This window comes from Variovorax stachyos (assembly GCF_051400855.1).
Lineage (GTDB): Bacteria > Pseudomonadota > Gammaproteobacteria > Burkholderiales > Burkholderiaceae_C > Variovorax.
Genome location: NZ_JBLFFN010000004.1, coordinates 374,643 through 399,562 on the forward strand (window position 1 = coordinate 374,643; position 24,920 = coordinate 399,562).

A 24,920-nucleotide genomic window follows, 5' to 3' on the forward strand; every position below is an offset into this window, starting at 1 on the left:
AAGGCGGCTTTCACCATGAGTTCCACCGCAAGCGCCGTGGCCGGCAGCACTGCTGCCGGCGCCGCCCCGGCTGCCGCGCGCCTCGGGCGCTGGCAGTTCTGGGGGCGGCTGATGGTCGTGCCCTACCTGCTGGTGTTCGCAGTCTTCGTGCTCTACCCGGTGTGCTACGGGCTGTGGCTGGCGCGCCATCCGCAGAGTTACGTGCACCTGGTCGAAGACCCGATCTTCTTCCGCTCGGTCGTCAACACCTTCGTGTTCCTGGTGGTGGCGATCAACGTGAAGATGCTGGTGGCGCTGGTGCTCTCGGGCTTCTTCGTGCAGTCGCGCTGGTGGATCAAGATCCTGGCGGGCATCTTCATCCTGCCGTGGGCCATGCCCTCGATCCCGACCATCCTGTCGGTGCGCTTCATGCTCAACCCGGAGTGGGGCGTGATCAACACCACCATCTTCCGGCTGACCGGCGCCGACGGCCCCAACTGGCTCAACGATCCGACGCTGGCGCTGGGCTTCGCGATGCTGATGCACATCTGGAAGTCGCTGCCCTTCTGGACGCTGATCCTGGTGGCGGGTCGGCTCGCGATTCCGAGCGAGCAGTACGAGGCGGCCTCGGTCGACGGCGCCACGTCGTGGCAGAAGTTCCGCTTCATCAGCTGGCCTTCGCTGCGCACGCTCTACCTGACCTCCACCATCCTCTCGATGATCTGGACGCTCGGCGATTTCAACAGCGTCTACCTGCTGACCGGCGGCGGGCCTGCCGACCTGACGCATGTGCTGGCGACGCTGGGCATCCGTTATCTCAGGCTGGACCAGGTGGACCTGTCGATGGCGTCGATCGTGGTCGCCATGCCTCTCGTGCTCCCGTTGGTGTACTTCATGATGAAGAGACTCTCGAAATGAGCCCCCACGCTTATCACTTCGTGTATTCGCTGCCCCCCGAGGGGGCGCTCGCCCTCCTAGAGGCGGCTCGTCGGAGGGCGAAATGAAGCGCCTGACCCTCAAGTCCGTCACGACCGAAGCCAAGCTGCTGCTGATCGGCATCCCGGTGCTGCTGTGGACGCTGATCCCGGTCTACCACATGGTGCTGTTCGCGATCTCGCCGCGCGACTCGGCAACCTCCGGGCGGCTCTGGCCCACGGCGCCGACGCTGGACAACTTCCGCATCGTCTTCCAGCAGAAGCATTTCTACCTCGACCATTTCTGGGTGCAGCTGGGCAACTCGCTGCTGATCGCTGTTTCGGTGGGCGTGCTCACGCTCTTCGTCGCGACCACCGCGGCCTTCGCGATCAGCCGGCTCAAGGTGCGCGGCGGCCGCACGGTGATGAACATGGCGCTCTTCACCTATTTCATCCCCGCGGCCTTCCTCGCGGTGCCCATGTACAAGACGATGGGCAACTACGGCCTGCTCAACAGCCAGTGGGCGCTGATCCTCGCGATGGTGACCATCGCGTCGCCGTACTGCATCTGGGTGCTCAAGCAGGCTTCGGACAAGCTGCCCTACGAGCTCGACGAGGCCGCGCGCATGGACGGCGCATCGCCGCTGCAGCTGTTCCGCCTGGTGTACCTGCCGCTGATGGTGCCCTCGCTGGTGGCAGTCGGCACCTATTCGCTGCTGCTGGCGTGGAACGAGTACCTCTATGCCTTCCTGCTGCTGTCGAACGACCGCAGCGTCACGCTGGCCGTGGCGCTCGGCAACTTCCTCGCGGCCGACGATTCGCCCTGGGAACTGCTGATGGCCACCGGCCTGATCTACGCGCTGCCACCGGCGGCGATCTACTACGCCTTCAAGCGCTACATGGTGGGCGGCCTGACCGCGGGCGCCGTGAAGAGCTGAGAAAGCAAGGGACGAACAACAGATGGCAACCGTATCCTTTCGCAACGTCAAGAAATCCTTCGGCAAGACCGAGATCATCCAGGGCCTGGGCTTCGACATCGCCGATGGCGAGTTCGTGGTGCTTGTCGGGCCCTCGGGCTGCGGCAAGTCGACCTTGCTGCGCATGCTGGCGGGCCTGGAGGACATCACCGGCGGCGAGATCCTGATCGACGGCCGGGTGGTGAACGAGCTCGAGTCCAAGGACCGCGACATCGCGATGGTGTTCCAGAGCTATGCGCTCTATCCGCACATGACGGTGGGCGAGAACATGGGCTTCAGCCTGCGCCTGCGCAATGCCGACAAGGGCGTGACCGAGCAGCGCGTGGCCGATGCCGCGAAGATCCTCAACCTCGATGCGCTGCTCGGCCGCTATCCGCGCGAGCTCTCGGGCGGCCAGCGCCAGCGGGTAGCCATGGGGCGCGCCATCGTGCGCGACCCGAAGGTCTTCCTCTTCGACGAGCCGCTGTCCAACCTCGACGCCAAGCTGCGCGTGGCGATGCGCGCCGAGATCAAGGCACTGCACCAGCGGCTCAAGACCACGACCGTGTACGTCACGCACGACCAGATCGAGGCCATGACCATGGCCGACCGCATCGTGGTGATGCACGACGGCATCGTCGAGCAGATCGGCACGCCGCTAGACCTCTACGACCGGCCCGAAAACCTGTTCGTGGCGCAGTTCATCGGCTCGCCGGCGATGAACGTGGTCGAGGGCGTGCTGCGGCGCAATGGCCAGGGCGCCAGCGTCGAGGCGCATGGCGCGCAGTGGCCCGCGCCGGCCGCGACCCAGGCGGCCGACGGCCAGCCGGTGCACTACGGCATCCGCCCCGGTGACATCGTGCTGGCGGACGCGGGCAGCGGCGTGCCGGCCCGCGTGATCGTGGTGGAGCCCACAGGCAACGAGACCGAGCTTCTCGTGCAGGTCGGCGAGGCCAAGCTCAGCCTGGTGGTGCACGGCCGCGTTCAGGCAGCGCCGGACGACACCATCGGCCTGGTGATCCGGCCCGACAGCGCCCATCTGTTCGACCGGCAGAATGCGCGCCGGCTGAACTGAGGCGACGCGCTCAGAAGGTGTGAATGAATCCGGCGTGCCCGAGCAGCCTGCCCAGGCGCGCCCAATCAAGGCGCAAAGCGCAGCCGTAGCTCGGGCTACGGCGAGCATTTGCAACGCAGAGTGGGTGCGTCTGGGCGGGATGAGCGGGCATGGCGGGTTCGTTCACACCTTCTCAGTCCTCGACCAGCGCGAGCACGCGCAAGGGGCTGCCCGAGCCGCCCTGGATCTTCAGTGGCGCGGCGATGACGAGCGCGCCCGTGGGCGGCAACTGGTCGAGGTTCTTCAGGCATTGCAGGCCGTACTTGTTGGCGCCGTGCATCAGGGTGTGGCACGGATAGGCCAGCGGCCACGCATACGACTGGCCTGCGTCCGTGTTGATGGTCTCCACGCCGAAGCCGTGCACCTCGCGCTCGCGGATCAGCCACTCCACGGCCTCCTGCGTGGGGCCGGGCGTGTGGGCGCCGTCCTCGCGCAGGTTGACGAAGGCGGCCGGGTCGTGCAGCCGCTTGGACCAGTCCGTGCGCAGCAGCACCCAGGCGCCGGCGGGGATGCGGCCATGCCTGTCCTCCCATGCACGCAGGAAGTCGCCCGTGAGCAGCCAGTCGGGGTCTTGCGCCGCCTGAGCGCTGGCGTCGATCACCACCGCCGGGGCGATGAAGTCGTGGGGCGCGATGGTGTCGACGCTGTTGGCCTCATGGTCCTTGCCCGTGACCCAGTGGATCGGCGCATCGAAGTGGGTGCCGGTGTGTTCGCCGCAGCTGAAGTTGTTCCAGTACCAGCCTGGGCCGGCCTCGTCGTAGCGCGAGATGCGCTCCATGGTGAAGGCCGCGACCTGACCGAATTGCGGCGGCAACTGCAGGGCGGGGAAGTCCTCGCTCAGGGTATGGGTCAGGTCCACGGTGCGGACCGAGCGGTTGCGCATGGCATGCGCGAGCTGCGCCAGGATGTTCATCGAGTCTCCAGTCAACAAAAACGAATCTCGGATAGCGCCGCGTCTCATCTGCTGCGACGCGCGCTCACTTCCAGCTCCACCCTGGCTTCTTCCACTGCCAGCGGGCAGCACACGGTGGTGTTGGCCGGGCGGTTGTTGCCGAAGCGGCGCCGCAGCACTTCGCTGACCGCCACCACGTCGCTTCGGTCCGGCACATAGACGCGCACTCGGACCACGTCGGCAAGCGCGGCGCCCGCCTGCGCAAGCGCGGCTTCGATGGTGTCGAGCGCACGCTCGCACTGCGCTTGCGCGCCGGCCGGGAACTCGCCGGTGGCGAAATCCTGGCCCAGCGTTCCGGAGACGAAGATGCACTCGCCGTCGACCACGGCGCGCGAATAGCCGGCGAGTTCTTCCCAGCGGGAGCCGCTCTGGATGAATTGACGTGCCACGCGGCCCCCCTATTGCGGCTTGAAGCCGGAGTCGCGGATGACCTGGGCCCAGTGGCGGCTGGCATCGGCCACCCATTGCTGGACCTCGCTGGCAGGCGCCGGCGTGACTTCGTTGCCCATCTTCGCCAGGCGCTCCTGCAGATCGGGTTGCGCGAGCACGGCTTTCATCGCGACGTCGAACTCCGCCACGAATTCAGGCGGCAGGCCCTTGGGGCCGAAGAACGCTAGCCACGGGTTCTTGTCGATGCCTTCGAAGCCGAGCTCCTTGAAGGTCGGTATCTCGGGTGCGATCCGGCTGCGCACCGTGCCCGAGCTGCCGAGGATGCGGACCTTGCCCGCGCGGTGGTGCTCGATCAGCTCGGTCATGGAGGCGATGGCGATCGGCACCTGGCCGGCAAGCAGGTCCTGCACCATCGGCGCGCCGCCCTTGTAGGGGACCGAGTTCATGGTGACTCCGAAGGACTTGCCGATGATGTGGCCGATGAACTGCGGCACGCTGCCCGCGGCGGGGATGCCGTAGTTGGCTTCGGTCGGGCGGGCCTTCACCCACGTGCCGAGCTCTGCCATCGTCTTGACGCCGGTCGCGGCGCTCACCGCCAGCACGTTGTAGTAGCTCGCCACGCCCGCCAGGGCGGTGAAATCGGTGACCGGGTTGTAGCCGGCGGCAGCGATGGTCAGCGGGACGATGACCTGCGTGTGGTCGATCGACAGCATGATCGTGGAGCCGTCGGGCGGCGCGGCCTTCAGCAGCTGCGCCGCGATCTGGCCGCCGGCGCCCGGTCGGTTCTCGACGATGAAGACCTGGCCATTCATGGCCTTGCCGAGCTTCTCGAGGATGGCCCTCGCCACCACGTCCGTGGCGCCGCCGGGCGGGAAACCCACCAGCACGCGGATCGGGCCGCTGCGCGCCTTCGGGTCGGCGGCCAGGGCCGCGGGCAGTGCGGGCACGAGCAGGGCTGCGGCGAATGCCTGGCCGAAATGGCGTCGGTTCATGAATCTTCCTCCGGTGGTTTCAGGGATCGAGCGGGTGGGGCGGCAGGGCCAGGCGGGCCTGGATCAGCAGCACCTCGACTTCGTGGCAGCGCATCAGCCGCAGCCAGCGGGCGTCGTCCATGTCCGGCGCGCGCTCGGCATGCAGGCTGATGCGGCAGCAAGGCGCCTCGTCCGCGGCCTCGAGCGCTTCGATCGGCTCGACCGTGGCGCGAATGCGCGGGCTCAGGGCATCGGGCGCGCCGCCGACGTGGTAGACGACCGCCATGCGCGTGCGGTCCGCGACCGGGCGCACCCAGCTCGGCTGGTCGTCGAACAGCGAACGGCCGCGCACCACGCCTTCGCCGGCCGGCGCGGTGTCCCAGCACCCCAGCGCCCAGCGGCCGAGCTGCAGGCCATCGGCCAGGAACTCGAGGGCTTGCAGCGCGGGCACCTGGCAAAGAACCGAGGCGCAATGCGCAGTGGGAAGCTCGTGCGGCATGGGCGTCAGCGGACCAGGCGTGCCAGCGCACGCAGCGCACCGGTCACGTCGTCGGCCGTGTTGTAGAAGTGAGGGGCGATGCGGATCACGTCGTTGCGCGCCGAGACCACATAGCCCGCCTCCAGCATCCGTGCCTCGACCTGCGCCGCATCCGGCACGCGGATGGCCGTGTTGGCGCCCTTGGCGGCCGGGTCGAGCGGGCTGGCGACCGTGAGGCCCAGGCGCGCTGCTTCTTCCAGCGCCACCGCGGAGAGCTGGCCCAGGTAGTCCTCGATCGCCGGAATGCCGATCTCGTTGAGCAGCGCCATGCTCGCCCGTGCCACGCTGGCGCACATCATCGGCGGCGTGCCGGTATTGAAGCGGGCTGCGCCGGAGGCGAAGTCCAGCCCGGCCGGGTCGAAGGCGAAGGGGTTCACGCGGCCGAACCAGCCCGTGACCGTGGGCGTGAGGCGTTGCGCCAGCGCGGGCCGTACGTAGAGGAAGGCGATGCCGGGAATGCCCAGCAGGTATTTCTGGGCACCGGCTGCCAGGACGTCGACCTCCTGCGCGCGCACATCGATGGCGATCGCGCCGGCCGACTGGTATGCGTCGACGAACTGGAGCGCGCCGTGCCTGCGTGCCGCGCGACCGGTGGCGGCAATGTCCACGCGCTGGCCGTCGTAGAAGCACGCTTGCGACACCGATATCAGCGCGGTGCGGGCGTCGAGGGCGCCGGCGATCCGTTCGGTGAGGTCGGTTCTTCCGGCCTCGGCTTGCACGAAGCGCACCTGCGCGCCGCGCGGCGCCTGCGCCAGCCAGACATGGCAGATCGAGGGGAAGTCCAGCGTGGTGGTGACGATCTCGGTGCGATCCGCCTCGAAGCGCAGGGCGGAAGCGATGCTGGAGGCGGCGTCCGAGACGCTGCCGAGCACCGCGATGTCGTCGGCCTCCGCATGGATCATGCGGGCGAACTCGGCGCGCGCGAGCGCGACCTGCTCCATCCAGTAGCCCCAGTCGGCGCCGCGCTTCAGCCATACCTCGAGGTACTCGTCGATCGCGCGGCGCACCGGCAGGCTCAGCGCGCTCTGGGAACAGCTCGACAGCTGGACCGTTTGTTCCAGGATCGGGAAAAGCTTTCGATACGATGAAAATGGATGCTTCATGGACTTGCCTTGGGCAACAAGGCTTCGAGGTGATGGACAAAAAGGATGCCGGCGCGATGGCGTCTCCTTCCGCATGGATCGAGCTGCCGCATTTCAGCTGGGAGGCGCTGCTCGCCGAGGACGCGCCCACGGTGCGCTTCCGCAAGGGGCAGATGCTGTTCTCGCAGGGCGATGCAGTGAGCCGGGTCCACGTGATCGAAGAGGGCCGCGTGCGGCTGGTGCTGCTGTCGGCTGCGGGCCACGAGAAGCACATGGCCATCGTCGGCACGCACGGCATGGTGGGCGAGTGCAGCGCCTTCCTGGACGGCCGGCACTCGGTGACCGCGGTGGCCTCTTCGGACGTGGTGGCGCGCCAGGTCGACTGCCGGCGCCTGATGCGTCACATGCAGAGCGACCCCGCCTGCATGCGCCAGGTGCTGTGGCTCATCAGCGTGAAGTTGCGAGTGATCGCGATCCAGAACCTGCTGCTGAGCCAGGCCACGGCCGCGCAGCGGGTGGCCCATCACCTGGTGCAGCTGGCGGAGACCTATGGCGAGCCGGCCGAGGGCAGCATCGCGATCGGCATCTCCTTCACGCACCAGGAGATGGCCAACATTGCGGGCCTGAGCCGCGTGATGACCTCGAACGTGCTGATCCAGCTGCATGCGCAGGGGCTGATCGACAAGGTCAAGGCGCATTGCGTGATCCGGGACATGCAGGGATTGAGGCAGCTTGCGGCCGGCTCGTGAGCCGCACGGCGTTGCTGGCGTGCTGCGGGCCAGTCTAGGAATGCAGCGCATCGCCGTATGTCAACGGCTTTACAAAGAGGCAATGAAAAAGGGCGCCGTAGCGCCCCCTGATGTGGAATGTGGGTCGTGGGCTCAGCGGCCGAACGAGCGGCCACCGCCGCCGTAGCCGCCGCCACCGGAACGCCCGCCGCCACCGCCGGAGCGGCCGCGGCCGCCGCCGCCACCACCGCCACCACCGCCACCACCGCCGCGACGTCCGCGACCGCCGAAGCTGTCGACGCTCGTGCGCAAGGGATCGGGCTGGCCCGCCACGCCGACGATGGCCTCGGCACGCTGGTGAGCCACCGCGTCGGCTTGCGTGGGGCTGTGGGTGTTGCCGTGGTGGCGCGGCTGGCGCTCCTCGTGCGGCAGGTGGTTCTGCGCGTGGTGCGGGGCATGATGCGGTGCGTGGTGCGGCGCGCGCGCGGGGCCCTGGCCGCCGCGACCAGCCTGAGCACGGGGGCCCTGGCCCTGCCCGCCGCCGTTGCGGCCGGCCGGGGCACCCTGGCCACCGTTGCCGCGGCGCTGTCCGCCGTTGCCATTGCCATTGCCGTTGCCGTTGCCGTTGCCGCCATTGCCGCGTTCGCCCTGGCCGGTCTTGTTGTCACGGATGCGCTGCATCATCTCCTGGCGCGCGGCCTTGGCCGCTGCCTGCATCACCTCGCGGCTCGGCGGGCGGCCGGCGCCGCCCCACAGGGTCTGGCGGCCCATGGCGATAGGCTCGGCGCGCTCGCCTTCCTCAGGGCCGAAGCCCTCGATGACCTTGACCGGGATCTGCTGCTTGGTGAAGCGCTCGATCTCCTGCATGAAGCCTTCCTCGTCCAGGCAGACGAGGCTCACAGCCTCGCCGCTGGCACCCGCGCGTCCGGTGCGGCCGATGCGGTGCACGTAGTCTTCGCTGATGTTGGGGATCTCGTAGTTCACCACGTGCGGCAGCTCGTCGATGTCGATGCCGCGGGCCGCGATGTCGGTCGCCACCAGGGCGCGGATCTCGCCGCTCTTGAAGCCGGCCAGCGCCTGGGTGCGCGCGCTCTGGCTCTTGTTGCCGTGCAGCGCCATGGCCTGGATGCCGTTCTTCGAGAGGAAGTCGGCCACGCTGTTGGCGCCGAACTTGGTGCGGGTGAAGACGAGCACCTGGCTCCAGTCGTGCTCGTTGATGATGTGGGCGAGCAGCGCCTTCTTCTTGCCGCGCCCGACCGGGTGGATCACCTGCGCGATGCGCTGCACGGTGGTGTTGCGCGGCGTGACCTGGATGCTCTGCGGATTCTTCAGCAGCGTGGCGGCCAGGTCGCGGATCTCGTCGCTGAAGGTGGCGGAGAACAGCAGGCTCTGCTTTTCCGTGGGCACCAGGGCGAGGATCTTCTTCACGTCGTGGATGAAGCCCATGTCCAGCATGCGGTCGGCCTCGTCGAGCACCAGGATCTGCACGGTGGAGAGGTCGAGCATGCCCTGCTGCTGCAGGTCGAGCAGGCGGCCGGGCGTGGCCACCAGGATGTCGACGCCGCTCTTGAGCTTGCTGATCTGCGGGTTCATGCCCACGCCGCCGAAGATCACGGTGGAGCGCAGCTGCAGGTACTTGCCGTAGGTGCGGACCGATTCCTCGACCTGGGCTGCGAGCTCGCGGGTGGGGGTCAGCACCAGGGCACGCACGCCGGTGCCGCCGAACTTGTTGGTGGCGCTGCGGCTCATCGTGAGCTTGTGCAGCAGAGGCAGGGTGAAGGCGGCGGTCTTGCCGGTGCCGGTCTGGGCGCCGCCGAGGAGGTCATGGCCATCGAGCACGGCGGGAATCGCCTGGGCCTGGATCGGGGTGGGAGTTTCGTAGCCCTGCTCGTGCACGGCTTTCAAGATGGCCGGGGCCAGCTTCAGTTCGTCAAAGTTCATTGAGTTCAAACAAGCGCCTTCCACGGCGCAGTGGTATCGGCCCACCCGGGCGTCTTGATGACGTCGGGCCAGTAGGGGCAGATAAGGGTCAGGAGTGGAGCGAGAGGGGCCTTGGTCTTGGGCCTTCTTCGTCCTCGGCAGAGAGCCGGTGTTGCGGGCAACTGGACCCGGCAACGCCGTGCATTGTCGCACGACTCGGATGGACCTCCCGAAACGCCGGGTTCATCGGCGTGCCAGATAGACGTACATGCCCTGGATGGGCTCGCGCTGGTCTTCGCGAATGGGCGCACGAACCAGCTGCAGGAGCTCGAACCCGTGCCGCGCGGCCAGGGCGCGCAGGTAGCGTTCGGAATGCGCATAGCGCAGGCTCGGCAGCAGCTCGAAGTCCACCGCTTCGCTGGCGGTGCACTCGGCCGAGAAGCAGAAGAGCCCGTGGGGCTCCATGGCCCGGCCGAGCGCAGCGAAGACCGGTTCGAGGTCGCCGACGTAGATGAAGACATCGGCGGCGGTGACCAGGTCGTAGCGCTCGTGCGTGCCTTGCAGGTGGTCCACGATCTCTGCGTGCACCAGCCGGTCGTAGAGCCCGAGGGCCTGCGCCTTCTCCAGCATCAGGCTCGACAGGTCGACGCCCGCGAGCCTTTGCGTCATCGGCTTGAGAAAGGGTGCGCAGAGGCCGGTGCCGCAGCCGAGGTCGAGCGTGGAGCTGAAAGGCCCACGCCCCAGCGCCGCGAGATGCCGGACCAGCGTGCTATGGGCCCGGTAGCCCAGCACGCCCACCAGGTGCGCATCGAACTGCTCGGCGTAGTCGTCGAAGAGGGTCTCGACGTAGTGGCCCGGCGCCGAAGGCGGTGCGGGCTGCGCCGTGACGGAGGCGAGGTAATAGCGGTGCAGCTCGGGGTCGGCACCATGCGCCATCGCTTGCCTGAAGGCCTCGGCGGCTTCCTCGTTGCGCTTCATCTCGCGCAGGATGCCGCCGCGGTTGCTCCAGGCCTGCGCCAGGGTGGGGTCGGCGGCCAGCGCGCGCGCGTAGGAGGCGAGGGCGCGTTCGGGCTGGTCCAGCGCCTGCAGGGTCTGGCCATGGCGCAACCAGGGTTCCGCGGCGCCCGGCGGGGCGAGCGCCAGCGATTTCTCATAGGCGAGCAAGGCTTCCTGATGGCGATTCAACTGTCCGAGGGCGCTCGCCTTGTGGAACCAGGCATCCGCGTTGTCGGGCTCGAGCGCCAGCACCTGCTGGGCCGTCGCCAGCGCATCCTGCGCACGCGCGAGCTTCAGCTGCGTCGCGGCAAGATTGACCAGGGTGGAGACGCGGCCCGGAAGCAAGGCCAGCGAGGACAGGAAGCGCTGCTCGGCGGCATCGAAGCGGCCTTCCTCGAAGTTCTTCAGGCCCTCGAGAAACAGCTGCCTGGCCTGCTCGAAGGCGTCGTGGGTGGGCGTTGCGCACATGGGATGAAGAGGGCTGGGCCGGTGTGGACAGGTCTGGCAGGCCGGTATCGCCCGAGAATAGCAGCGGCTTGATCCGCCTTGGAAGGCCCTGCGTTAGACTTGGCGGCAGACCCGGTCGGAAATCGCGCTGCAGCAGCAAGCGCATGCCAGAAGGCGGATTCGCACTCGATCCTTGCGCAAGATCGGTGCCCCCCGGTTTCCCGGCCACCCCGAGCAGCCCCCATCATCGGACACAGATAGCCATGGCCCAGTACGTCTACACCATGAACAAGGTCAGCAAGACCGTGCCGCCCAAGCGGCAGATCTTGAAGGACATTTCGCTTTCATTCTTCCCCGGCGCCAAGATCGGCGTGCTGGGCCTGAACGGCTCCGGCAAGTCCTCGCTGCTGAAGATCATGGCCGGCATCGACAGGGAATTCGAAGGCGAGGCCTTGCCGATGCCCGGCCTCACGATCGGTTACCTCGAGCAGGAGCCCAAGCTCAACGCGGCGCACACGGTGCGCGAGTCGGTCGAGGAAGCGATGGGCGCGGTCTACGCGGCCAAGGCACGCCTCGAGGAGGTGTACGTGGCCTACGGCGCGGAAGACGCCGACTTCGATGCGCTGGCCGCCGAGCAGGCCGAGCTCGAAGCCATCATCGCGACCGCCGGCACCGACTCCGAGCACCAGCTCGAGATCGCCGCCGACGCGCTGCGCCTGCCGCCGTGGGAAGCCAACATCGGCGTGCTCTCGGGCGGCGAGAAGCGCCGCGTGGCGCTGTGCCGGCTGCTGCTGTCCAAGCCCGACATGCTGCTGCTCGACGAACCCACCAACCACCTGGACGCCGAATCGGTGGAGTGGCTCGAAGTGTTCCTGCAGCGCTTCCCGGGCACCGTGGTGGCCATCACCCACGATCGCTACTTCCTCGACAACGCCGCCGAGTGGATTCTCGAACTCGACCGCGGCCGCGGCATTCCGTGGAAGGGCAACTACAGCACCTGGCTCGAGCAGAAGGGCGAACGCCTGGCGCAGGAGCAGAAGAGCGAGGAAGCTCATGCCAAGGCCCTGAAGAAGGAACTCGAATGGTCGCGCCAGAACCCCAAGGCGCGCCAGGCCAAGAGCAAGTCGCGCCTGGCCCGTTTCGAGGAACTGTCCGACTACGAATACCAGCGGCGCAACGAGACGCAGGAGATCTTCATTCCCGTGGCCGAGCGTCTCGGCAACCAGGTGATCGAGTTCAAGAACGTCAGCAAGTCCTTCGGCGACCGCTTGCTGATCGACAACCTGAGTTTCGAGATTCCCGCTGGCGCCATCGTCGGCATCATCGGCCCGAACGGCGCCGGCAAGTCCACGCTCTTCAAGCTGATCGCGGGCAAGGAGAAGCCGGACAGCGGCGAGGTGGTGGTCGGGCAGACGGTCAAGATGGCTTTCGTCGACCAGTCCCGCGATGCGCTCGGCAACGAGAAGACCGTGTGGGAAGACATCTCGAACGGTCTCGACATCATCAACGTCGGCAAGTTCCAGATGGCGAGCCGCGCGTACGCCGGGCGCTTCAACTTCAATGGCGCCGACCAGCAGAAGAAGGTCGGCACGCTCTCCGGCGGCGAGCGCGGCCGGCTGCACCTGGCCAAGACCCTGATCGCGGGCGGCAACGTGCTGATGCTGGACGAACCCTCGAACGACCTGGACGTCGAGACGCTGCGCGCGCTCGAGGACGCACTGCTCGAGTTCGCGGGCTCGGTGCTCGTGATCAGCCACGACCGCTGGTTCCTCGACCGCATCGCGACCCACATCCTGGCGGCCGAGGGCGACAGCCAGTGGACCTTCTTCAACGGCAACTACCAGGAGTACGAGGCCGACAAGAAGAAGCGCCTGGGCGAAGAAGGCGCCAAGCCGCATCGGATGCGCTTCAAGGCGCTGAAGTAAGAAACGGCGTGCGCTGACACCGCCGGCTTGCGATCCGGCGTCCACTTCCAATCCGGTGCGCAGAGTGCCTGAAGGAGCGGACATGGCGGCAGCAGCATGGCGGTGGACGGCGGGGGCTACGTTTTTTCTCGCGGCTTGCGGCGGCGGTGGGGGCGGCGGCAGCGTCGCGATCAATGCCTTCGGCGTGTCCGGGTCGGGCACGCCCGCACCGGCGCCGGCGCCGGCTCCTGCGCCCGGGGCTGCACCGGCCCCCGCGCCGGCCCCTGCACCGGCACCAGCGCCCGCGCCGATGAACGTCAAGGTGGTCGAACTCGCGAGCGGGCTCGCCAACCCCTGGGGCCTTGCCTTCCTGCCCGACGGCAAGCTGCTCATCACGCAGCGCGGCGGCCAGATGCGCCTGCGCAATGCCGATGGCACGCCTGTCAACGGCGGCGCCGACCAGGTCAGCGGCGTGCCCGCGGTCGAAGCGGTGGGACAGGGCGGGTTGCTCGACGTCACCCCGGACCCTGCCTTCGCCAGCAATCGGCGCATCTACTTCAGCTATGCGGAGCGCGACGGCGCCAACGCCAGCATCAACGGCACGGCGGTCGCGCGCGCCGAGCTCGACGTGGTCAACCGCAGCTTGAGCAACGTCGTCGTCATCTTCCGGCAGCAGCCCAAGGCGCAGAGCAGCGCGCATTTCGGCTCGCGTCTTGTCTTCGACCGCAGCGGCTACTTGTTCGTGACCCTGGGCGAGCGCTCCAGCACCGACCAGCGCGGCTTCGCCCAGGACCTGACGCGCGGCCACGGCAAGGTGATGCGCATCACCACCGACGGCGCGCCGGCGCCGGGCAATCCGAACTTCGGCGTGGCCGGCGCGCAGCCGCAGATCTGGAGCTACGGCCATCGCAACGTCCAGGGCGCGGCGCTGCACCCGGCCACCGGGGACCTGTGGGTGAGCGAGCATGGCCCGCAGGGCGGCGACGAGGTCAACATAGCGCTGCCCGGCAGGAACTATGGCTGGCCAATCATCAGCTACGGACAGGAGTACGGCACCCTCACGCAGGTCGGCGAGGGCACCGCCAAGGCCGGCATGGAACAACCGCTCACCTATTGGGAGACGGCCGATGGCTCGGCATGGACGGCGGGCACGCCGAAGTCCTCCATTGCGCCGAGCGGCATGGTCTTCTACACCGGCGACGCCTTGCCCGACTGGAAGGGCAGCCTGTTCGTCGGCGCGCTGTCGGGGACGGCACTGTGGCGGCTCACGCTCAGCGGCAACACGGTGACGGCCCGCGAACGCCTGCTGGCCGATCGCGGCGAGCGCGTCCGCGATGTGCGGCAGGGCCCCGACGGTTGGCTCTACGTGCTGACGGACAGCAGCAACGGCAAGCTGCTGCGGCTGGAGCGCTGAGCCCGGCCAGCGCGCAGTGCCCCTCCAGCGCTTGCCGCCCGGTCCTTCGGGCGCGCCGCAGCGTATCTACCCGGCCGGCTGAGGCATGCGGGCCAGCACCCGCTTGCGCACCGCGTAGATGTTGTTGCGCAGCGCATAGAGCTCTTCCGCGTACGACAGCGGCACCGCCACCTTGTTGACCACGCGGTCGAGGTTGTCCAGCTCCTCGATGAGCGCCTCGCGCTCGCCCTTGCCGGCTTCCAGCTTGTTCTCGACCTCGCGCAGCCGCGCATACCAGCGGAACACGCGCCGCCGCACGCGGAACTGGTACAGCGGCGGCACCACGCGGCTGAGCGGCAGCATCAGCACCAGCAGGCCGCCCAGCACCAGCCACATGCGCTCCACCAGGTTGCTGGCCCAGAAAGGCAGGTAGCGCTGCCAGAAGGGCGGCGTGCCGTTGATGGCGCGATCGCCCTCGGGGCTCACCGGCAACTCGCTGGTGCGGGTGTTGGGGAAGTCGCGCGCGCTGTTGAACCAGCCGGCGCCGCTGTGCAGGGTCTGCGCGGCTTGCGCGAAGAGCTGGCGCAGGGCGGGATGCGTCTCCTCGCGCGCAAGCAGCGAGGTGGTGGCCGCGAGCAGCGGCTCGTCCTGCGGCGGCAGGTCGGTCGCCAGGTCGACCACCCCGCGCGGCAGCGTGACGGCCTGCAGGAAGGCGAAGCGGCGCGAATACGCATCGCTCTGGTCGAAGTCCATGAGCCGGATGTCCGGCGCGCGCAGCAGCCGCTGCACCAGCGGCGATTGCGGCGCCGAGGCCAGCACGATCACGTCGAGCAGGCCGGCCTGCAAGGCCTCCGTGGCGGGCGTCTGTTCCAGGTTGGACAACTGCAGCGCCTGCGGGTCCATGTGGTTGGCGCGGAACATCCGTTCCATGACCTCGGGCACGCCGCTGCCGGGCTTGTCGACGTTGACGCGCAGGTCCTTGAACTGGGTGAGCGAGGTCAATCGCCCGCTCTTGCGGTCGATCGCGCGCGCCGCGTCAACGCGATAGAAGAACCACAGCGGCTCGTAGAACAGGCTGCCCAGCGAAGTCAGCCCAGCTTCTTCGTCCGCCACCGGATCGGCGCTGCCGCCGCGCACGAAGCCCACGTCGGCACCGCCGCTGCGCAGCAGTTGCAGGTTGTCCTGCGAGCCGTCCGTGGGCTTCAGCTCGACCTCGATCCCGTTGGCCTTGAGCGCCGCTGCGTAGCGCTTGCCGAATTCGGCATAGGCGCTGCCCGAGGGGCCGGTCGCGAGCGTCACGCGTCTGGGGGGTTGCGGGTCGAGCCACCAGTAGGCGGCGATCAGGAGACCGATCACGAGGAACACCACCGGGCCGGCGGAGGCGATCAGGTCGCGGATCGAAAGAAGGATGAGGCGGAGGGTACGGGGCATGCAGCAGGCAGGTAGAAGCTCGGCGCCCTGGGGGCGGCAGCGCATTTTGATTGGCTTTTTGCGTGGGCTCGGTTACAAAGCGCGTGCGAATTTCAGGGAGCGAAGAATGAAGACGACATTTCCTGCGTCGGGGCGGCCTTGCGGATGCCCCTGATGCACCCGCGCTTGCGCTGACGCCGGCGGAGCGAGCCATTGTCAATCTGCTGGTTCAGGGTTGGACCAACAAGGAGATCGGCAGGCAACTCGGCAAGAGTGATCAAACCATCAAGGGCCAGCTCAAGGCCTTGATGCGGCGAGCGAGTGTCAGGAATAACTACGCGGCGGGGCCGGTGCTGGCGATCGTGCTACTGATCCTCTTGATGGCCTTTCTCAGGCGCAAGACAACAGGCTGGTGAGCTCGAACGCCCGTCAGGGCCATTCGGTTGCGCTCGGAAAGTAGCTGTCGCCGACCCGCACCGTGCGCGCCGCCCGCACGGCCCGCAGCGTCGCCCGTGCCACGACCTCGGCCGCCATCGTGCCCAGCACCGTCATCCCCGGTGCATCGCCCTCGAGCGGCACGCGCCCGGTCGCGAGCGCGAACAGGGTGTCGCCGTCGCTCATGGTGTGCACCGGATTGATGGCGCGCGCGAGGCCATCGTGGGCCACGGACGCGAGGCGATTGGCCTGCACCTTGGTCAGCACGGCATCGGTCGCGACCACGCCCAACGTGGTGTTGGTGCCGGCCAGCAGGGGCTTGGGCAGCTCGCCGCGCAGGAGGGCGCGCCGGGTGTCGAGCAGCGCGCGCCCGTCCTCGGTACGCGCACCGGCCACGACCTGCGCCGTGTCGGGGTCCAGCACGTCGCCGAGTGCGTTGCAGGCGATCAGTGCGCCGACGGTCACGCCGTTGACGGTGACCGAGGCGGTGCCGATGCCGCCCTTCATCGCGCGGTGCACGCCGAACAGCTTGCCCACCAGCGCGCCGCTGCCGGCGCCCACATTGCCCTCGGCTGGCGGGGCAGTGGATGCGGCATCGCAGGCGGCATAGCCGGCAGCCGCATCGGGGCGGATACGCGGATCGCCGACAGGCAGATCGAACAGCACGGCGGCCGGCACGATCGGCAGGGTGCCGAAGCGCACGTCGAGGCCGATGCCGCGCTCCTCCAGCCAGCGCATCGCGCCCTCGGCCGCGGCCAGGCCCCAGGCGCTGCCGCCTGCGAGCATCACGGCGTGCACCTGCTGGACGAAGTTGCCGGGCGCGAGCACATCGGTCTCGCGCGTGCCCGGCGCGGCACCGCGCACGTCCACGCCGGCCACTGCTCCCTCGCGCGCCAGGATCACGGTGCAGCCGGTGGGCCGGCGCGAATCGCTGAAATGGCCGACCTCGATACCGGGCACGTCGGTGATGGCGCCCGCGGTCGGCACAGTGGAAGAGGAAGAAGAGGGGGAAGGCTGCTGGGACATCGCCGACGATTATGGAACCGCCGGCCGAACCGGCTCACGGGGCTGCTACGGTGCGATTCGCTTCGGGGCGGCCGTGCGGCTCACTGGAGTACCTTCGCCTTGGCTGCGGTTCCATGAGCCTTCGGGCGGCCGTGCGGCTCATGCGCGCTTCGCTGGCGCCGCATCCGCGCGGCCCAGCTCGCCGCGTGCCTGCCGCAGCACCGACCAGCCGCCGCTGAGGGCCAGCGCCGCCATCGCCGCCGCGACCACCAGGTCGGGCCAGGCAGAGCCGGTGCCGAAGACGCCGAGCGCGGCGAGCATCACCGCCACGTTGCCGATGGCATCGTTGCGCGAGCACAGCCACACGCTGCGCATGTTGGCGTCGCCCTCGCGGAAGGCGTAGAGCAGCACTGCGACCCCCACGTTCACGCCCAGGGCCAGCATGCCCACCACCCCCATGGTCAGCGCTTCGGGCGGCACGCCTTGCGCTGCCGACCAGAAGGTCTTGCCGGCCACGAAGAGGCCGAAGCCCAGCATGCTCAGCCCCTTGAGCACGGCGGCGCGGGCGCGCCAGGCGAGGCCCATCGACAGCACCGCCAGGGTGACACCGTAGTTGGCGGCGTCGCCGAAGAAGTCGATCGCATCGGCCAGGAGCGACACCGAACCCGAGCGGAAGCCGGCGCCGATCTCGACCACGAACATGAGCACGTTGAGCGCCAGCGCCACCCAGAGCACGCGCCGGTAGCGCGGCGTGTCGGAGGCCGAAAGGTGTTCATGGTCGTGATCGTGTTCGCAGCAGTTCGCAGGCATGGTTTCTCCAGGGATGGCACGATTGGAAAGGTTGAAGTCACTGGAAGGTCAAGCCATGCCTGTCGCAATTCCGCCCGCCGAGCAGGGTTACCGCATCGGCGATGCCGCCGCGCGCAGCGGCCTGAGCGCCACCAACATCCGCTACTACGAGAAGGAAGGCCTGGTCGAGCCGCAAGCCCGCGGCGACAACAGCTACCGCCTCTACACCGATGCCGACGTGCACCGGCTGCGCTTCATCCGCCTGTGCCGCGCGATGGACATGTCGCTGGTCGAAGTGCGCGCGCTGCTCGGGCTGGACTTGCGCAGCAAGGCCGACTGCGCCGCGGCGAGCGTGGCGCTCGATGCGCACCTGGGCCATGTGCGCGAGCGGCTGCGAGAGCTGCGTTCGCTCGAGAAGGACCTGATCGCGCTGCGCGACTGCTGCGACGGCAGCGATGCGCACTGCCACATCATCGAGGCGTTGCATGCGCGTGCCGATGCGCAGCCTTCGGGTGAAGCGCGCGGGACGCGGGCCACGCGCCACGTCTAGGCCTCGCCCGAGGCAAGGGCGCTCAGGGTTTCATGGGCGGCGGCAGCGGCATGCGCCGTTCGCGCATCAGGTCGCGCAGCAGTGCAGGGTCGTCGGTGATGATGCCGTCCACCTGCCAGTCCATCAGCCTCGCCATGTCGGCGCGCTGGTTCACCGTCCATGGCACGACCTGGAAGCCCAGCGCCCGCGCCTCCTGGACCTGCGCGGCGGTGAGGTCGTTGAATGCGGGCGACCAGATCACCTTGCCCGGACCCGTTCCGGCGGCGGCCTTCACCAGGCGCGGGACCGAGCCGAAATCCTCGAGCCGCAGGCCCGAGGTCCAGCGCGGGTCCTTGAGCGTGCGGCCGGTCGTCAGGTAGGCGCGCTGCAGCTGCGGCGACCACTGGCCGACCAGCGCCAGCGTGCGCCAGTCGAAGCTCTGCACGGTCACGCGCGGGCCCATGCCCGCCTTGTCGATCTCGGCGAGCAGCGCGCGCACCATCTGATCCGGCGCCGCGGTCTCGTCCGGGCGCGTCGGGTCGAGCTTGGTCTCGATGTTGAAGCGGACCTGCGTGGCGTTGCGCGCGCGCACCCGATCGAAGAGTGCGGCCAGGGCCGGGATGCGCTCGCCGTCGCGCGGCACCTGCAGTGCGAACTGCTTGCCGTAGGCGGTCGCGGGGTCGATGCGGCCGACGTCGTAGGCCTGCAGCTGCGAGAAGGTCATCGCGCGGATCGCCGGCCCCTTGGCAGCCAGGAAGGCGCCGTTCGCGTCGCGCGTATGGGCGGGGTTGAGCACCGTGTCGTGCGAGATCACCACCACGCCGTCTGCCGTGAGCCCGATGTCGAGCTCGAGCGTGGTCACGCCCATGTCCATCGCGTTGTCGAAGGCGGCCAGCGTGTTTTCCGGCGCGACCGCGCGGCCGCCGCGGTGGGCCTGGAGGTCGAAGCCGCGCATCTCGCCTGGGCTCGGCGCAGAGCAGCCCGCAAGCCACAGTGCCGCAGCCAGCCACGCCGCGGGCAAGCGCAGCGAGGCCCGTTCGGGAAACACCGCGGAACCGGCTTTGCCGGGCCGCTGGTGTTGCCCCCGGTGAGGGGGTGGGCGGCCACACGAAGTGGGCCAACCTGGGGGAGAGCTCATCTCAGCTCTACCTTGATGCCATCCTGTTGCACGGTGATGTCACCGATCTCGTAGGTCTTGCGCCCAACGGTCAGCTCCTCGGCGGTGAAGGTGCGCAGCGGTTGGTCGCGCAGCAGCTCCTGCGCGACCACCGCGCCGATCTGCTGCAGGCGCTCGGCGTCACGGCCGGTCACGCCCTGCAGTTCGAGCCGCTCGGCCCTCGGCTGGTCGAGCCGCAGCGCGCGGGCCGGCGCGTCGTACCTGAGCGCGCTGCTGACCGAGACCACGCCCTCCACCGTCGACGGCCGAAGCAGCGGACTGGCGATGCTGAGCACGGCCGTGATCGCGGCCCGGTTGGCCCCGGCGTCCAGGCCCAGCTGCGGGTCGCGCAAGGCGACGGTGAAGATCTCGGCGTAGCGCTGCTGCACTGGAAAGCGCTTGGCGATCTGCGCCTGCAGCTCTTCACGGCTCGCGGTGTATTCGCTGGTGAAGAAATTGAAGCCCGCAAGCGCTGCGAAAGGCGCGGGCGCTGCAACTGCGCCGAGCAGGGCGCGCACCAGGAGACGGCGGGACAGTGGCGGGAGAGAGCGGTACTGCATACCGCTGGGAGCTTGCCACAGCCCGATGGTTCAGTCGTGAAGGGACGAGAGGAACTGTTTCAGCTCAGCGGTCCGGGGGTTCCCGAACAGCTCGGCCGGCGGCCCCATCTCGTGCACGCGGCCCTGGTGCATGAAGATCACGCGGTCGCTGACCTTGCGCGCGAAGCTCATCTCGTGCGTCACCATCAGCAGCGTCATGCCCTCGTCGGCCAGGGACTCGACGACGCGCAGCACCTCGCCGACCAGCTCCGGGTCGAGCGCGGAAGTGATCTCGTCGCACAGCAGCACTGCAGGCTCCATCGCGAGGGCACGCGCGATGGCCACGCGCTGCTGCTGGCCGCCCGAGAGCTGATCGGGCATGGCGTCGAACTTCTGCTCCAGGCCCACGCGGGTGAGCAGCTTGCGCGCCTGCGAGGCGGCATCCAGGCTGCTGCGCTTCTTGACCAGCGTCGGCGCCAGCATCACGTTCCTGCCCACCGTGAGGTGCGGGAACAGGTTGAAGCTCTGGAAGATCATGCCCACGTGCTGCCGCAGCTCGCGCATGGCCATCGCGCTTTCGTGCAGCAGCGGCTTGCCGTCGACCGTGAGCGAGCCTTCCTGGAACACCTCCAGGCCGTTGATGCAGCGAAGCAGCGTGCTCTTGCCCGAACCGCTCTTGCCGATGATGGCGATCACCTCGCCGCGCCGGACATCGAGGTCGATGCCCTTCAGCACCTCGTTGCTGCCATAGGCCTTGCGCAGGGCGGTGATGCGGACGATGGGCGCGCCGCCCTCGGCGGCCGGTGCCGCGGGCGGGGCTTCAGCGATGAGCGCCATGGATCTTCCTTTCGAGGTTCTTGGCGTACAGGCTCACGGGAAAGCACAGCGCGAAATAAAGCAGGGCCACGCAGCTGAAGACCACGAAGGGCTTGAAGGTGGCGTTCGAGATCATGCTGCCGGCCTTGGTCAGCTCGACGAAGCCGATCACCGAAGCCAGCGCCGTGCCCTTGATCACCTGCACCAGAAAGCCCACGGTGGGCGCGATGGCGATGCGCTTGGCCTGCGGCAGGATCACATGGCGCATCTGCTCGCCGAAGCTCAGTGCCAGGCTGCCCGAGGCCTCCCACTGGCCCTTGGGAATGGCGGCCACGCAGCCGCGCCAGATCTCGGTGAGGAAGGCGCTGGTGTAGAGCGTCAGCGCGACCGACGCCGCCGTCCAGGCCGAGACCTCGACGCCGAGAAGCGCGATGCCGAAGTAGGCCAGGAACAGCTGCATCAGCAGCGGCGTGCCCTGGAACAGCTGCACGTAGAGGCCGATCAGCCGCTCGGCCAGCGGCCCGCCCGACAGGCGCAGGAACAGCAGCAGGCCGCCCACCAGCCCGCCACCGACGAAGGCGATCAGCGACAGCACCACCGTCCAGCGCAGCGCCAGCAGCAGGTTGCGCATGATGTCCCAGAGGGAGAACTCGATCATGTGCTTGCTGCCTACTTGCCGAAGAAGAACTTCGGGCCTGCCCAGTTGAGCAGCCGCCTTGCCGCCACCGACAGCGCCAGGTAGATGGCGGTCGCGATGATGAAGGCCTCGAAGGCGCGGAAGTTGCGGCTCTGGATCAGGTTGGCCGCGTAGCTCAGCTCCTCGGTCGAGATCTGGCTGCACACGGCCGAGCCCAGCATCACGATGATGATCTGGCTCACCATCGCGGGCCAGACCTTCTTCATCGCCGGCGGCAGCACCACGCGCGTGAAGACCTGCACCTTGTTCAGCGCCAGGCTCACGGCGGCCTCGATCTGGCCGCGCGGCGTGGCCTCGATGCCGGCGCGGATGATCTCGGTGGCATAGGCGCCGAGGTTCATCACCATCGCGATCACCGAGGCCGTCTCTGGCGAGAGCTTGAAGCCCGCAGCCGGCAACCCGAAGAAGATGAAGAACAGCTGCACGATGAAGGGCGTGTTGCGGATCAACTCCACGTAGCTGCCCACGATCCAGCGCAGCCAGGCCGGCCCGCTCGCGCGCGCCCAGGCGCAGGCGATGCCCACCGCCATGCCGATCAAAGTGGCGATGAGCGTGAGGCCCAGCGTCCACAGGACGCCCCTGACCAGCAGCGGCCATTGGCCGAGCACGGCCCCGAAGTCGAACTCGATGCCCATGGCGGTGCCGCGTCAGGAGGGCAGGTCGCCGGCTTCCTTGCCGAGGAACTTCTTCGACATCGCGTCGAGCGTGCCGTCTTTCTTGGCGGCGGCGATGATTTCGTTGACCTTGGCCTTCAGCGCATCCTCGCCCTTGGCGATGCCCACGAAGCAGGGGCTGTCCTTCAGCAGCAGCTTGTACTCGGCGCCCAGTTGCGGGTTCTTCTGCATCATGTTGCCGGCCACTGCGGCACTGGTGGCGATGGTCTGGGTCTGGCCGGCGACGAAGGCGGCGATGGTGGCGTTGTTGTCCTCGAAGCGCTTGTAGTCGACATTGGCCGGCGCCACCTTGGCGAGCTCCTGGTCTTCCATCGCGCCGCGGGTCACGGCCACGCTCTTGCCGGCCATGTCGGCGAAGCTCTTGATGGCGAGGCCCTTGGACGCATACACGGCCTGGAAGAAGGGCGCATAGGCCGCGCTGAAGTCGATCACCTTCTCGCGTTCGGCGTTCTTGCCCAGCGTGGAAATCACGAGGTCGGCCTTCTTCGTCTGCAGGTAGGGAATGCGGTTGGCGCTGGTAACGGGCACCAGCTCGGCCTTGACGCCGAGCTTGGCGGCGATGAGCTTCGCCATCTCCACGTCCAGGCCCTGGGGCGCCATGTCCGGGCCGACGAAGCCGTAGGGCGGGTAGTCGGTGGGAATGGCGACCTTGAGGGTCTTGGACTTCAGCACGTTGTCGAGCGCATTCTGGGCCTGGGCGGCACCGGTGGCGAGCAAGGCGGCGAAAGCGAGGGTCAGCGAGAACTGGCGCTTCGAGATCTTCATAGCAGGGCTCCTAGGTAAGTCGATGAATCGTCGGGTGAAGGTGTGGCGACGGAGGCCTGGGTCTTGCGCCGGCTACGCAAGAGCTGTGCCTTGGCCTTGGCAGCCGGTGGCGTGCCCTGAAGCGGTGCGAGCGCATCGCGCAGCCGCGCCAGCGGGTCGGCCTGGGCCTGCACGCGCAAGGCTGACTGCACGTTGCCGATGTGCTCGACCATCAGCGCCTCGGCACCGGCCGTGTCGCCGCGCTCCAGCGCCGCGACGATGCGTACATGGTCGTCGCAGGACTGCGCGGCGTCGTGCGATGACTGGTAGAGCATGGCGATGAGCGTGGTGCGCGCCGTGAAGTCGCGCAGCGTGTCGGCCAGCAGCGAATTGCCCAGGCATTCGGCCAGGCACACATGGAAGTCGCCCAGCAGGTAGCTGCGCGTGCCGACATCGCTGCCCTTGAGCGCGGCCTTTTCGCGCTGCAGATGCGCCTTGAGCGAGCGCAGGGCGTCCTTGCCGATGCGCCCGGCGCTGCGGATCAGGCCGGACTCGATCACTCTGCGCGCTTCGAAGGCCTCGCGCGCCTCGTCCTGCGAGGGCTCGATCAGGTACCAGCCGCGCCGCGCGCTCACGGTCACGATGCCGCGGGCCGCCAGGCGCGTGAGCGCCTCCCGCACGATGGTGCGGCTGCAGTCGAACAGCATCGCCAGTTGCTGCTCGCCCAGGCGCGCGCCGGGGGCGAGCTTCTGCGCCATCACCGCTTCGACGATGCGTGCACTGATTTCGGGAGCGGTGATGGACATGTTCCTGCATACCAGCAGGTTCCGTGCCTGCTTGTATGCAAGATCTGCGCACCAATCAGGCGCACAGGAGGCCGGACATCAGTCCCACAAGAGGGCAAGGTGCGGGCGCTGGCCGTTGGTTGGCCGCCTGGGGAATGGATTCGGCCATGAACTGCATCTGGCCGCCCATCAAGTCGGTAAACGCCGGCGCGCTACCCTGATAGGGGATATGGACCATGTAGAGACCCGTGGCGGTCTTGAACATCTCGGGCACCAGGTGGCTGATGCCTCCGTTGGCGGCCGAGCCGTAGGTGATCTGGCCGGGCCGCGCCTCGAACTCCGGCAGGTTGTTGACCGGCAGCTTGGGCGTGACCAGCGGCCGAGGCCGCGAGGCACCACGCCGCGAGCAGCGTCTTCTTGATGTTGCCGTTCATGTTCGTCTCCTCGTTTGGGGAGACGAACATAGACAGCGCGGTTTCAGGTCTTGAGCGTTGCGTTCAGCGTGATCTCGGGCACGCTCGCGAGCGCTTTCGACAGCGGGCAGCCCGCCTTGGCGCCGGCGGCGAGCTCCTGAAACTTCGCCTCGTCGATGCCGGGGATGGTGGCTTCCAGCTCGAGCTGGATGCGGTCGATCTTGAAGCCGGGGCCGTCCTTGGCGAGGCGCACCGCGGCCTGGGTGTCTATGCGGGTGGCGGTGTAGCCGGCGCCTTCCAGCGCGAAGGCCAGGGCCATGGTGAGGCAGCCCGCGTGTGCCGCGCCCAGGATCTCCTCCGGGTTCGTGCCCGTGCGGTCGTCCTCGAAGCGGCTCTTGAAGCCGTAGGGGTAGTCCTTGAGTGCGCCCGTCTCCGTGCTGATCCGGCCCATGCCGGTCTTGCCGGCGCCTTCCCAGTGAACACTTGCGCGCTTGTCTGCTGCCATGAGAGAGCTCCTCGTGGTGATGGGGGTGAAGGAGCCGCCGTTGTACGCCGGAACGCGCGGCATGTCTGTCAGCCGGCGGGACGAGCGAAGCGTCCCCTTTCGAGGGAGTCACCGATGCGACCCGGTGGGGGCTTCCCCG

At 68.3% G+C, this 24,920-nt stretch carries 26 protein-coding genes and 1 pseudogene; 8 read left to right on the forward strand and 19 right to left on the reverse strand.

Annotation, left to right across the window (positions count from 1 at the left end; all coding sequences use genetic code 11):
- The first annotated feature begins 15 nt into the window (after positions 1-15).
- The 3 genes from ACMGEZ_RS09925 (at position 16) to ACMGEZ_RS09935 (ending at position 2,924) form a co-directional block, all read left to right on the forward strand.
- Complete coding sequence (locus tag ACMGEZ_RS09925) at positions 16-897, forward strand: carbohydrate ABC transporter permease (protein ID WP_436822098.1); 882 nt, start codon at positions 16-18, stop codon at positions 895-897.
- A gap of 82 nt (positions 898-979) precedes the next feature.
- Positions 980-1,831 carry a carbohydrate ABC transporter permease gene (locus ACMGEZ_RS09930; RefSeq protein WP_436822099.1) on the forward strand — a complete coding sequence of 284 codons (852 nt, stop codon included), beginning with the start codon at positions 980-982 and terminating at the stop codon, positions 1,829-1,831.
- Positions 1,832-1,853: 22 nt separating this feature from the next.
- Entirely contained in the window at positions 1,854-2,924 is a 1,071-nt protein-coding gene (locus tag ACMGEZ_RS09935; RefSeq protein ID WP_436822100.1) for an ABC transporter ATP-binding protein, read from the forward strand.
- A gap of 172 nt (positions 2,925-3,096) precedes the next feature.
- On the opposite strand, the gene ACMGEZ_RS09940 is transcribed toward ACMGEZ_RS09935, so the two are convergent.
- The 5 genes from ACMGEZ_RS09940 to ACMGEZ_RS09960 are packed head-to-tail and all read right to left on the reverse strand — an operon-like array spanning position 3,097 to position 6,917.
- Positions 3,097-3,876 carry a cyclase family protein gene (locus ACMGEZ_RS09940; protein WP_436822101.1) on the reverse strand — a complete coding sequence of 260 codons (780 nt, stop codon included), beginning with the start codon at positions 3,874-3,876 and terminating at the stop codon, positions 3,097-3,099.
- 44 nt (positions 3,877-3,920) lie between these two features.
- Positions 3,921-4,304, reverse strand: a complete 384-nt coding sequence (locus tag ACMGEZ_RS09945) for a RidA family protein (protein WP_436822102.1) — start codon at positions 4,302-4,304, stop codon at positions 3,921-3,923.
- Positions 4,305-4,313: 9 nt separating this feature from the next.
- The gene (locus ACMGEZ_RS09950; RefSeq protein WP_436822103.1) at positions 4,314-5,297 is read right to left on the reverse strand and encodes a Bug family tripartite tricarboxylate transporter substrate binding protein; all 984 of its coding nucleotides are present in this window, start codon (positions 5,295-5,297) and stop codon (positions 4,314-4,316) included.
- Between the two features lie 19 nt (positions 5,298-5,316).
- Complete coding sequence (locus ACMGEZ_RS09955) at positions 5,317-5,775, reverse strand: hypothetical protein (protein ID WP_436822104.1); 459 nt, start codon at positions 5,773-5,775, stop codon at positions 5,317-5,319.
- A gap of 5 nt (positions 5,776-5,780) precedes the next feature.
- Complete coding sequence (locus ACMGEZ_RS09960; RefSeq protein WP_436822105.1) at positions 5,781-6,917, reverse strand: aminotransferase class V-fold PLP-dependent enzyme; 1,137 nt, start codon at positions 6,915-6,917, stop codon at positions 5,781-5,783.
- A 32-nt stretch (positions 6,918-6,949) separates the two neighbouring features.
- Here ACMGEZ_RS09960 and ACMGEZ_RS09965 point away from each other — a divergent pair, with 32 nt between their 5' ends.
- Entirely contained in the window at positions 6,950-7,645 is a 696-nt protein-coding gene (locus ACMGEZ_RS09965) for a Crp/Fnr family transcriptional regulator (RefSeq protein ID WP_436822106.1), read from the forward strand.
- 132 nt (positions 7,646-7,777) lie between these two features.
- Here ACMGEZ_RS09965 and ACMGEZ_RS09970 read toward each other — a convergent pair whose 3' ends face one another.
- Complete coding sequence (locus tag ACMGEZ_RS09970) at positions 7,778-9,565, reverse strand: DEAD/DEAH box helicase (protein ID WP_436822107.1); 1,788 nt, start codon at positions 9,563-9,565, stop codon at positions 7,778-7,780.
- 222 nt (positions 9,566-9,787) lie between these two features.
- The gene (locus tag ACMGEZ_RS09975) at positions 9,788-11,008 is read right to left on the reverse strand and encodes a class I SAM-dependent DNA methyltransferase (protein WP_436822108.1); all 1,221 of its coding nucleotides are present in this window, start codon (positions 11,006-11,008) and stop codon (positions 9,788-9,790) included.
- 242 nt (positions 11,009-11,250) lie between these two features.
- Here ACMGEZ_RS09975 and ettA point away from each other — a divergent pair, with 242 nt between their 5' ends.
- Both ettA and ACMGEZ_RS09985 read left to right on the forward strand, forming a co-directional pair.
- Complete coding sequence (gene ettA, locus ACMGEZ_RS09980; protein WP_436822109.1) at positions 11,251-12,912, forward strand: energy-dependent translational throttle protein EttA; 1,662 nt, start codon at positions 11,251-11,253, stop codon at positions 12,910-12,912.
- 82 nt (positions 12,913-12,994) lie between these two features.
- Positions 12,995-14,305: a PQQ-dependent sugar dehydrogenase gene (locus ACMGEZ_RS09985; RefSeq protein WP_436822110.1), complete on the forward strand. Its 1,311-nt coding sequence runs from the start codon at positions 12,995-12,997 to the stop codon at positions 14,303-14,305.
- Positions 14,306-14,371: 66 nt separating this feature from the next.
- On the opposite strand, the gene ACMGEZ_RS09990 is transcribed toward ACMGEZ_RS09985, so the two are convergent.
- Positions 14,372-15,715 (reverse strand): TAXI family TRAP transporter solute-binding subunit, encoded by a 1,344-nt coding sequence (locus tag ACMGEZ_RS09990; protein WP_436822111.1) that lies wholly within the window; start codon positions 15,713-15,715, stop codon positions 14,372-14,374.
- Positions 15,716-15,885: 170 nt separating this feature from the next.
- On the opposite strand from ACMGEZ_RS09990, the gene ACMGEZ_RS09995 reads away from it, so the two are divergent.
- Positions 15,886-16,110 (forward strand): response regulator transcription factor, encoded by a 225-nt coding sequence (locus ACMGEZ_RS09995; RefSeq protein ID WP_436822191.1) that lies wholly within the window; start codon positions 15,886-15,888, stop codon positions 16,108-16,110.
- Between the two features lie 13 nt (positions 16,111-16,123).
- Here ACMGEZ_RS09995 and ACMGEZ_RS10000 read toward each other — a convergent pair whose 3' ends face one another.
- Together ACMGEZ_RS10000 and ACMGEZ_RS10005 are read right to left on the reverse strand one after the other, a co-directional pair.
- Positions 16,124-17,155, reverse strand: coding sequence for a P1 family peptidase (locus tag ACMGEZ_RS10000; RefSeq protein WP_436822112.1), 1,032 nt, complete (start codon positions 17,153-17,155; stop codon positions 16,124-16,126).
- A gap of 138 nt (positions 17,156-17,293) precedes the next feature.
- Complete coding sequence (locus tag ACMGEZ_RS10005; protein ID WP_436822113.1) at positions 17,294-17,944, reverse strand: cation efflux transmembrane domain-containing protein; 651 nt, start codon at positions 17,942-17,944, stop codon at positions 17,294-17,296.
- Positions 17,945-17,999: 55 nt separating this feature from the next.
- On the opposite strand from ACMGEZ_RS10005, the gene ACMGEZ_RS10010 reads away from it, so the two are divergent.
- Positions 18,000-18,473 (forward strand): Cd(II)/Pb(II)-responsive transcriptional regulator, encoded by a 474-nt coding sequence (locus ACMGEZ_RS10010; RefSeq protein ID WP_436822114.1) that lies wholly within the window; start codon positions 18,000-18,002, stop codon positions 18,471-18,473.
- A 22-nt stretch (positions 18,474-18,495) separates the two neighbouring features.
- On the opposite strand, the gene ACMGEZ_RS10015 is transcribed toward ACMGEZ_RS10010, so the two are convergent.
- The 9 genes and pseudogenes from ACMGEZ_RS10015 to ACMGEZ_RS10055 all read right to left on the reverse strand — a co-directional run bounded on the left by ACMGEZ_RS10015 (position 18,496) and on the right by ACMGEZ_RS10055 (position 24,781).
- Positions 18,496-19,500, reverse strand: coding sequence for a glycerophosphodiester phosphodiesterase (locus tag ACMGEZ_RS10015; RefSeq protein WP_436822115.1), 1,005 nt, complete (start codon positions 19,498-19,500; stop codon positions 18,496-18,498).
- A gap of 86 nt (positions 19,501-19,586) precedes the next feature.
- Entirely contained in the window at positions 19,587-20,126 is a 540-nt protein-coding gene (locus tag ACMGEZ_RS10020) for a YceB family lipoprotein (RefSeq protein WP_436822116.1), read from the reverse strand.
- Between the two features lie 72 nt (positions 20,127-20,198).
- Positions 20,199-20,984: an amino acid ABC transporter ATP-binding protein gene (locus ACMGEZ_RS10025; protein WP_436822117.1), complete on the reverse strand. Its 786-nt coding sequence runs from the start codon at positions 20,982-20,984 to the stop codon at positions 20,199-20,201.
- Complete coding sequence (locus tag ACMGEZ_RS10030; protein ID WP_436822118.1) at positions 20,968-21,621, reverse strand: amino acid ABC transporter permease; 654 nt, start codon at positions 21,619-21,621, stop codon at positions 20,968-20,970. The genes ACMGEZ_RS10025 and ACMGEZ_RS10030 overlap by 17 nt, the downstream gene beginning before the upstream one ends.
- An 11-nt stretch (positions 21,622-21,632) precedes the next feature.
- Positions 21,633-22,295 carry an amino acid ABC transporter permease gene (locus ACMGEZ_RS10035; RefSeq protein WP_436822119.1) on the reverse strand — a complete coding sequence of 221 codons (663 nt, stop codon included), beginning with the start codon at positions 22,293-22,295 and terminating at the stop codon, positions 21,633-21,635.
- A 12-nt stretch (positions 22,296-22,307) separates the two neighbouring features.
- On the reverse strand, positions 22,308-23,099 hold the full coding sequence (locus tag ACMGEZ_RS10040) for a transporter substrate-binding domain-containing protein (RefSeq protein WP_436822120.1): 792 nt from the start codon (positions 23,097-23,099) through the stop codon (positions 22,308-22,310).
- Positions 23,096-23,884: a GntR family transcriptional regulator gene (locus ACMGEZ_RS10045; RefSeq protein ID WP_436822121.1), complete on the reverse strand. Its 789-nt coding sequence runs from the start codon at positions 23,882-23,884 to the stop codon at positions 23,096-23,098. Before ACMGEZ_RS10045 ends, ACMGEZ_RS10040 begins: the two co-directional genes overlap by 4 nt.
- 118 nt (positions 23,885-24,002) lie before the next feature.
- Positions 24,003-24,239, reverse strand: a pseudogene (locus ACMGEZ_RS10050) (tripartite tricarboxylate transporter substrate-binding protein); the annotation flags it as partial.
- Positions 24,240-24,340: 101 nt separating this feature from the next.
- Complete coding sequence (locus tag ACMGEZ_RS10055; RefSeq protein ID WP_436822122.1) at positions 24,341-24,781, reverse strand: OsmC family protein; 441 nt, start codon at positions 24,779-24,781, stop codon at positions 24,341-24,343.
- Positions 24,782-24,920 lie beyond the last annotated feature (139 nt).

Excerpts from the sequence above, each read along its gene's own strand:
- ACMGEZ_RS09925 (WP_436822098.1), top strand. The coding sequence starts at position 16 with ATGAGTTCCACCGCAAGCGCCGTGGCCGGCAGCACTGCTGCCGGCGCC.
- ACMGEZ_RS09930 (WP_436822099.1), top strand. The coding sequence starts at position 980 with ATGAAGCGCCTGACCCTCAAGTCCGTCACGACCGAAGCCAAGCTGCTG.
- ACMGEZ_RS09935 (WP_436822100.1), top strand. The coding sequence starts at position 1,854 with ATGGCAACCGTATCCTTTCGCAACGTCAAGAAATCCTTCGGCAAGACC.
- ACMGEZ_RS09940 (WP_436822101.1), bottom strand. The coding sequence starts at position 3,876 with ATGAACATCCTGGCGCAGCTCGCGCATGCCATGCGCAACCGCTCGGTC.
- ACMGEZ_RS09950 (WP_436822103.1), bottom strand. The coding sequence starts at position 5,297 with ATGAACCGACGCCATTTCGGCCAGGCATTCGCCGCAGCCCTGCTCGTG.
- ACMGEZ_RS09955 (WP_436822104.1), bottom strand. The coding sequence starts at position 5,775 with ATGCCGCACGAGCTTCCCACTGCGCATTGCGCCTCGGTTCTTTGCCAG.
- ACMGEZ_RS09960 (WP_436822105.1), bottom strand. The coding sequence starts at position 6,917 with ATGAAGCATCCATTTTCATCGTATCGAAAGCTTTTCCCGATCCTGGAA.
- ACMGEZ_RS09965 (WP_436822106.1), top strand. The coding sequence starts at position 6,950 with ATGGACAAAAAGGATGCCGGCGCGATGGCGTCTCCTTCCGCATGGATC.
- ACMGEZ_RS09970 (WP_436822107.1), bottom strand. The coding sequence starts at position 9,565 with ATGAACTTTGACGAACTGAAGCTGGCCCCGGCCATCTTGAAAGCCGTG.
- ACMGEZ_RS09975 (WP_436822108.1), bottom strand. The coding sequence starts at position 11,008 with ATGTGCGCAACGCCCACCCACGACGCCTTCGAGCAGGCCAGGCAGCTG.
- ettA (WP_436822109.1), top strand. The coding sequence starts at position 11,251 with ATGGCCCAGTACGTCTACACCATGAACAAGGTCAGCAAGACCGTGCCG.
- ACMGEZ_RS09985 (WP_436822110.1), top strand. The coding sequence starts at position 12,995 with ATGGCGGCAGCAGCATGGCGGTGGACGGCGGGGGCTACGTTTTTTCTC.
- ACMGEZ_RS09990 (WP_436822111.1), bottom strand. The coding sequence starts at position 15,715 with ATGCCCCGTACCCTCCGCCTCATCCTTCTTTCGATCCGCGACCTGATC.
- ACMGEZ_RS10000 (WP_436822112.1), bottom strand. The coding sequence starts at position 17,155 with ATGTCCCAGCAGCCTTCCCCCTCTTCTTCCTCTTCCACTGTGCCGACC.
- ACMGEZ_RS10005 (WP_436822113.1), bottom strand. The coding sequence starts at position 17,944 with ATGCCTGCGAACTGCTGCGAACACGATCACGACCATGAACACCTTTCG.
- ACMGEZ_RS10010 (WP_436822114.1), top strand. The coding sequence starts at position 18,000 with ATGCCTGTCGCAATTCCGCCCGCCGAGCAGGGTTACCGCATCGGCGAT.
- ACMGEZ_RS10025 (WP_436822117.1), bottom strand. The coding sequence starts at position 20,984 with ATGGCGCTCATCGCTGAAGCCCCGCCCGCGGCACCGGCCGCCGAGGGC.
- ACMGEZ_RS10030 (WP_436822118.1), bottom strand. The coding sequence starts at position 21,621 with ATGATCGAGTTCTCCCTCTGGGACATCATGCGCAACCTGCTGCTGGCG.
- ACMGEZ_RS10035 (WP_436822119.1), bottom strand. The coding sequence starts at position 22,295 with ATGGGCATCGAGTTCGACTTCGGGGCCGTGCTCGGCCAATGGCCGCTG.
- ACMGEZ_RS10040 (WP_436822120.1), bottom strand. The coding sequence starts at position 23,099 with ATGAAGATCTCGAAGCGCCAGTTCTCGCTGACCCTCGCTTTCGCCGCC.
- ACMGEZ_RS10045 (WP_436822121.1), bottom strand. The coding sequence starts at position 23,884 with ATGTCCATCACCGCTCCCGAAATCAGTGCACGCATCGTCGAAGCGGTG.
- ACMGEZ_RS10055 (WP_436822122.1), bottom strand. The coding sequence starts at position 24,781 with ATGGCAGCAGACAAGCGCGCAAGTGTTCACTGGGAAGGCGCCGGCAAG.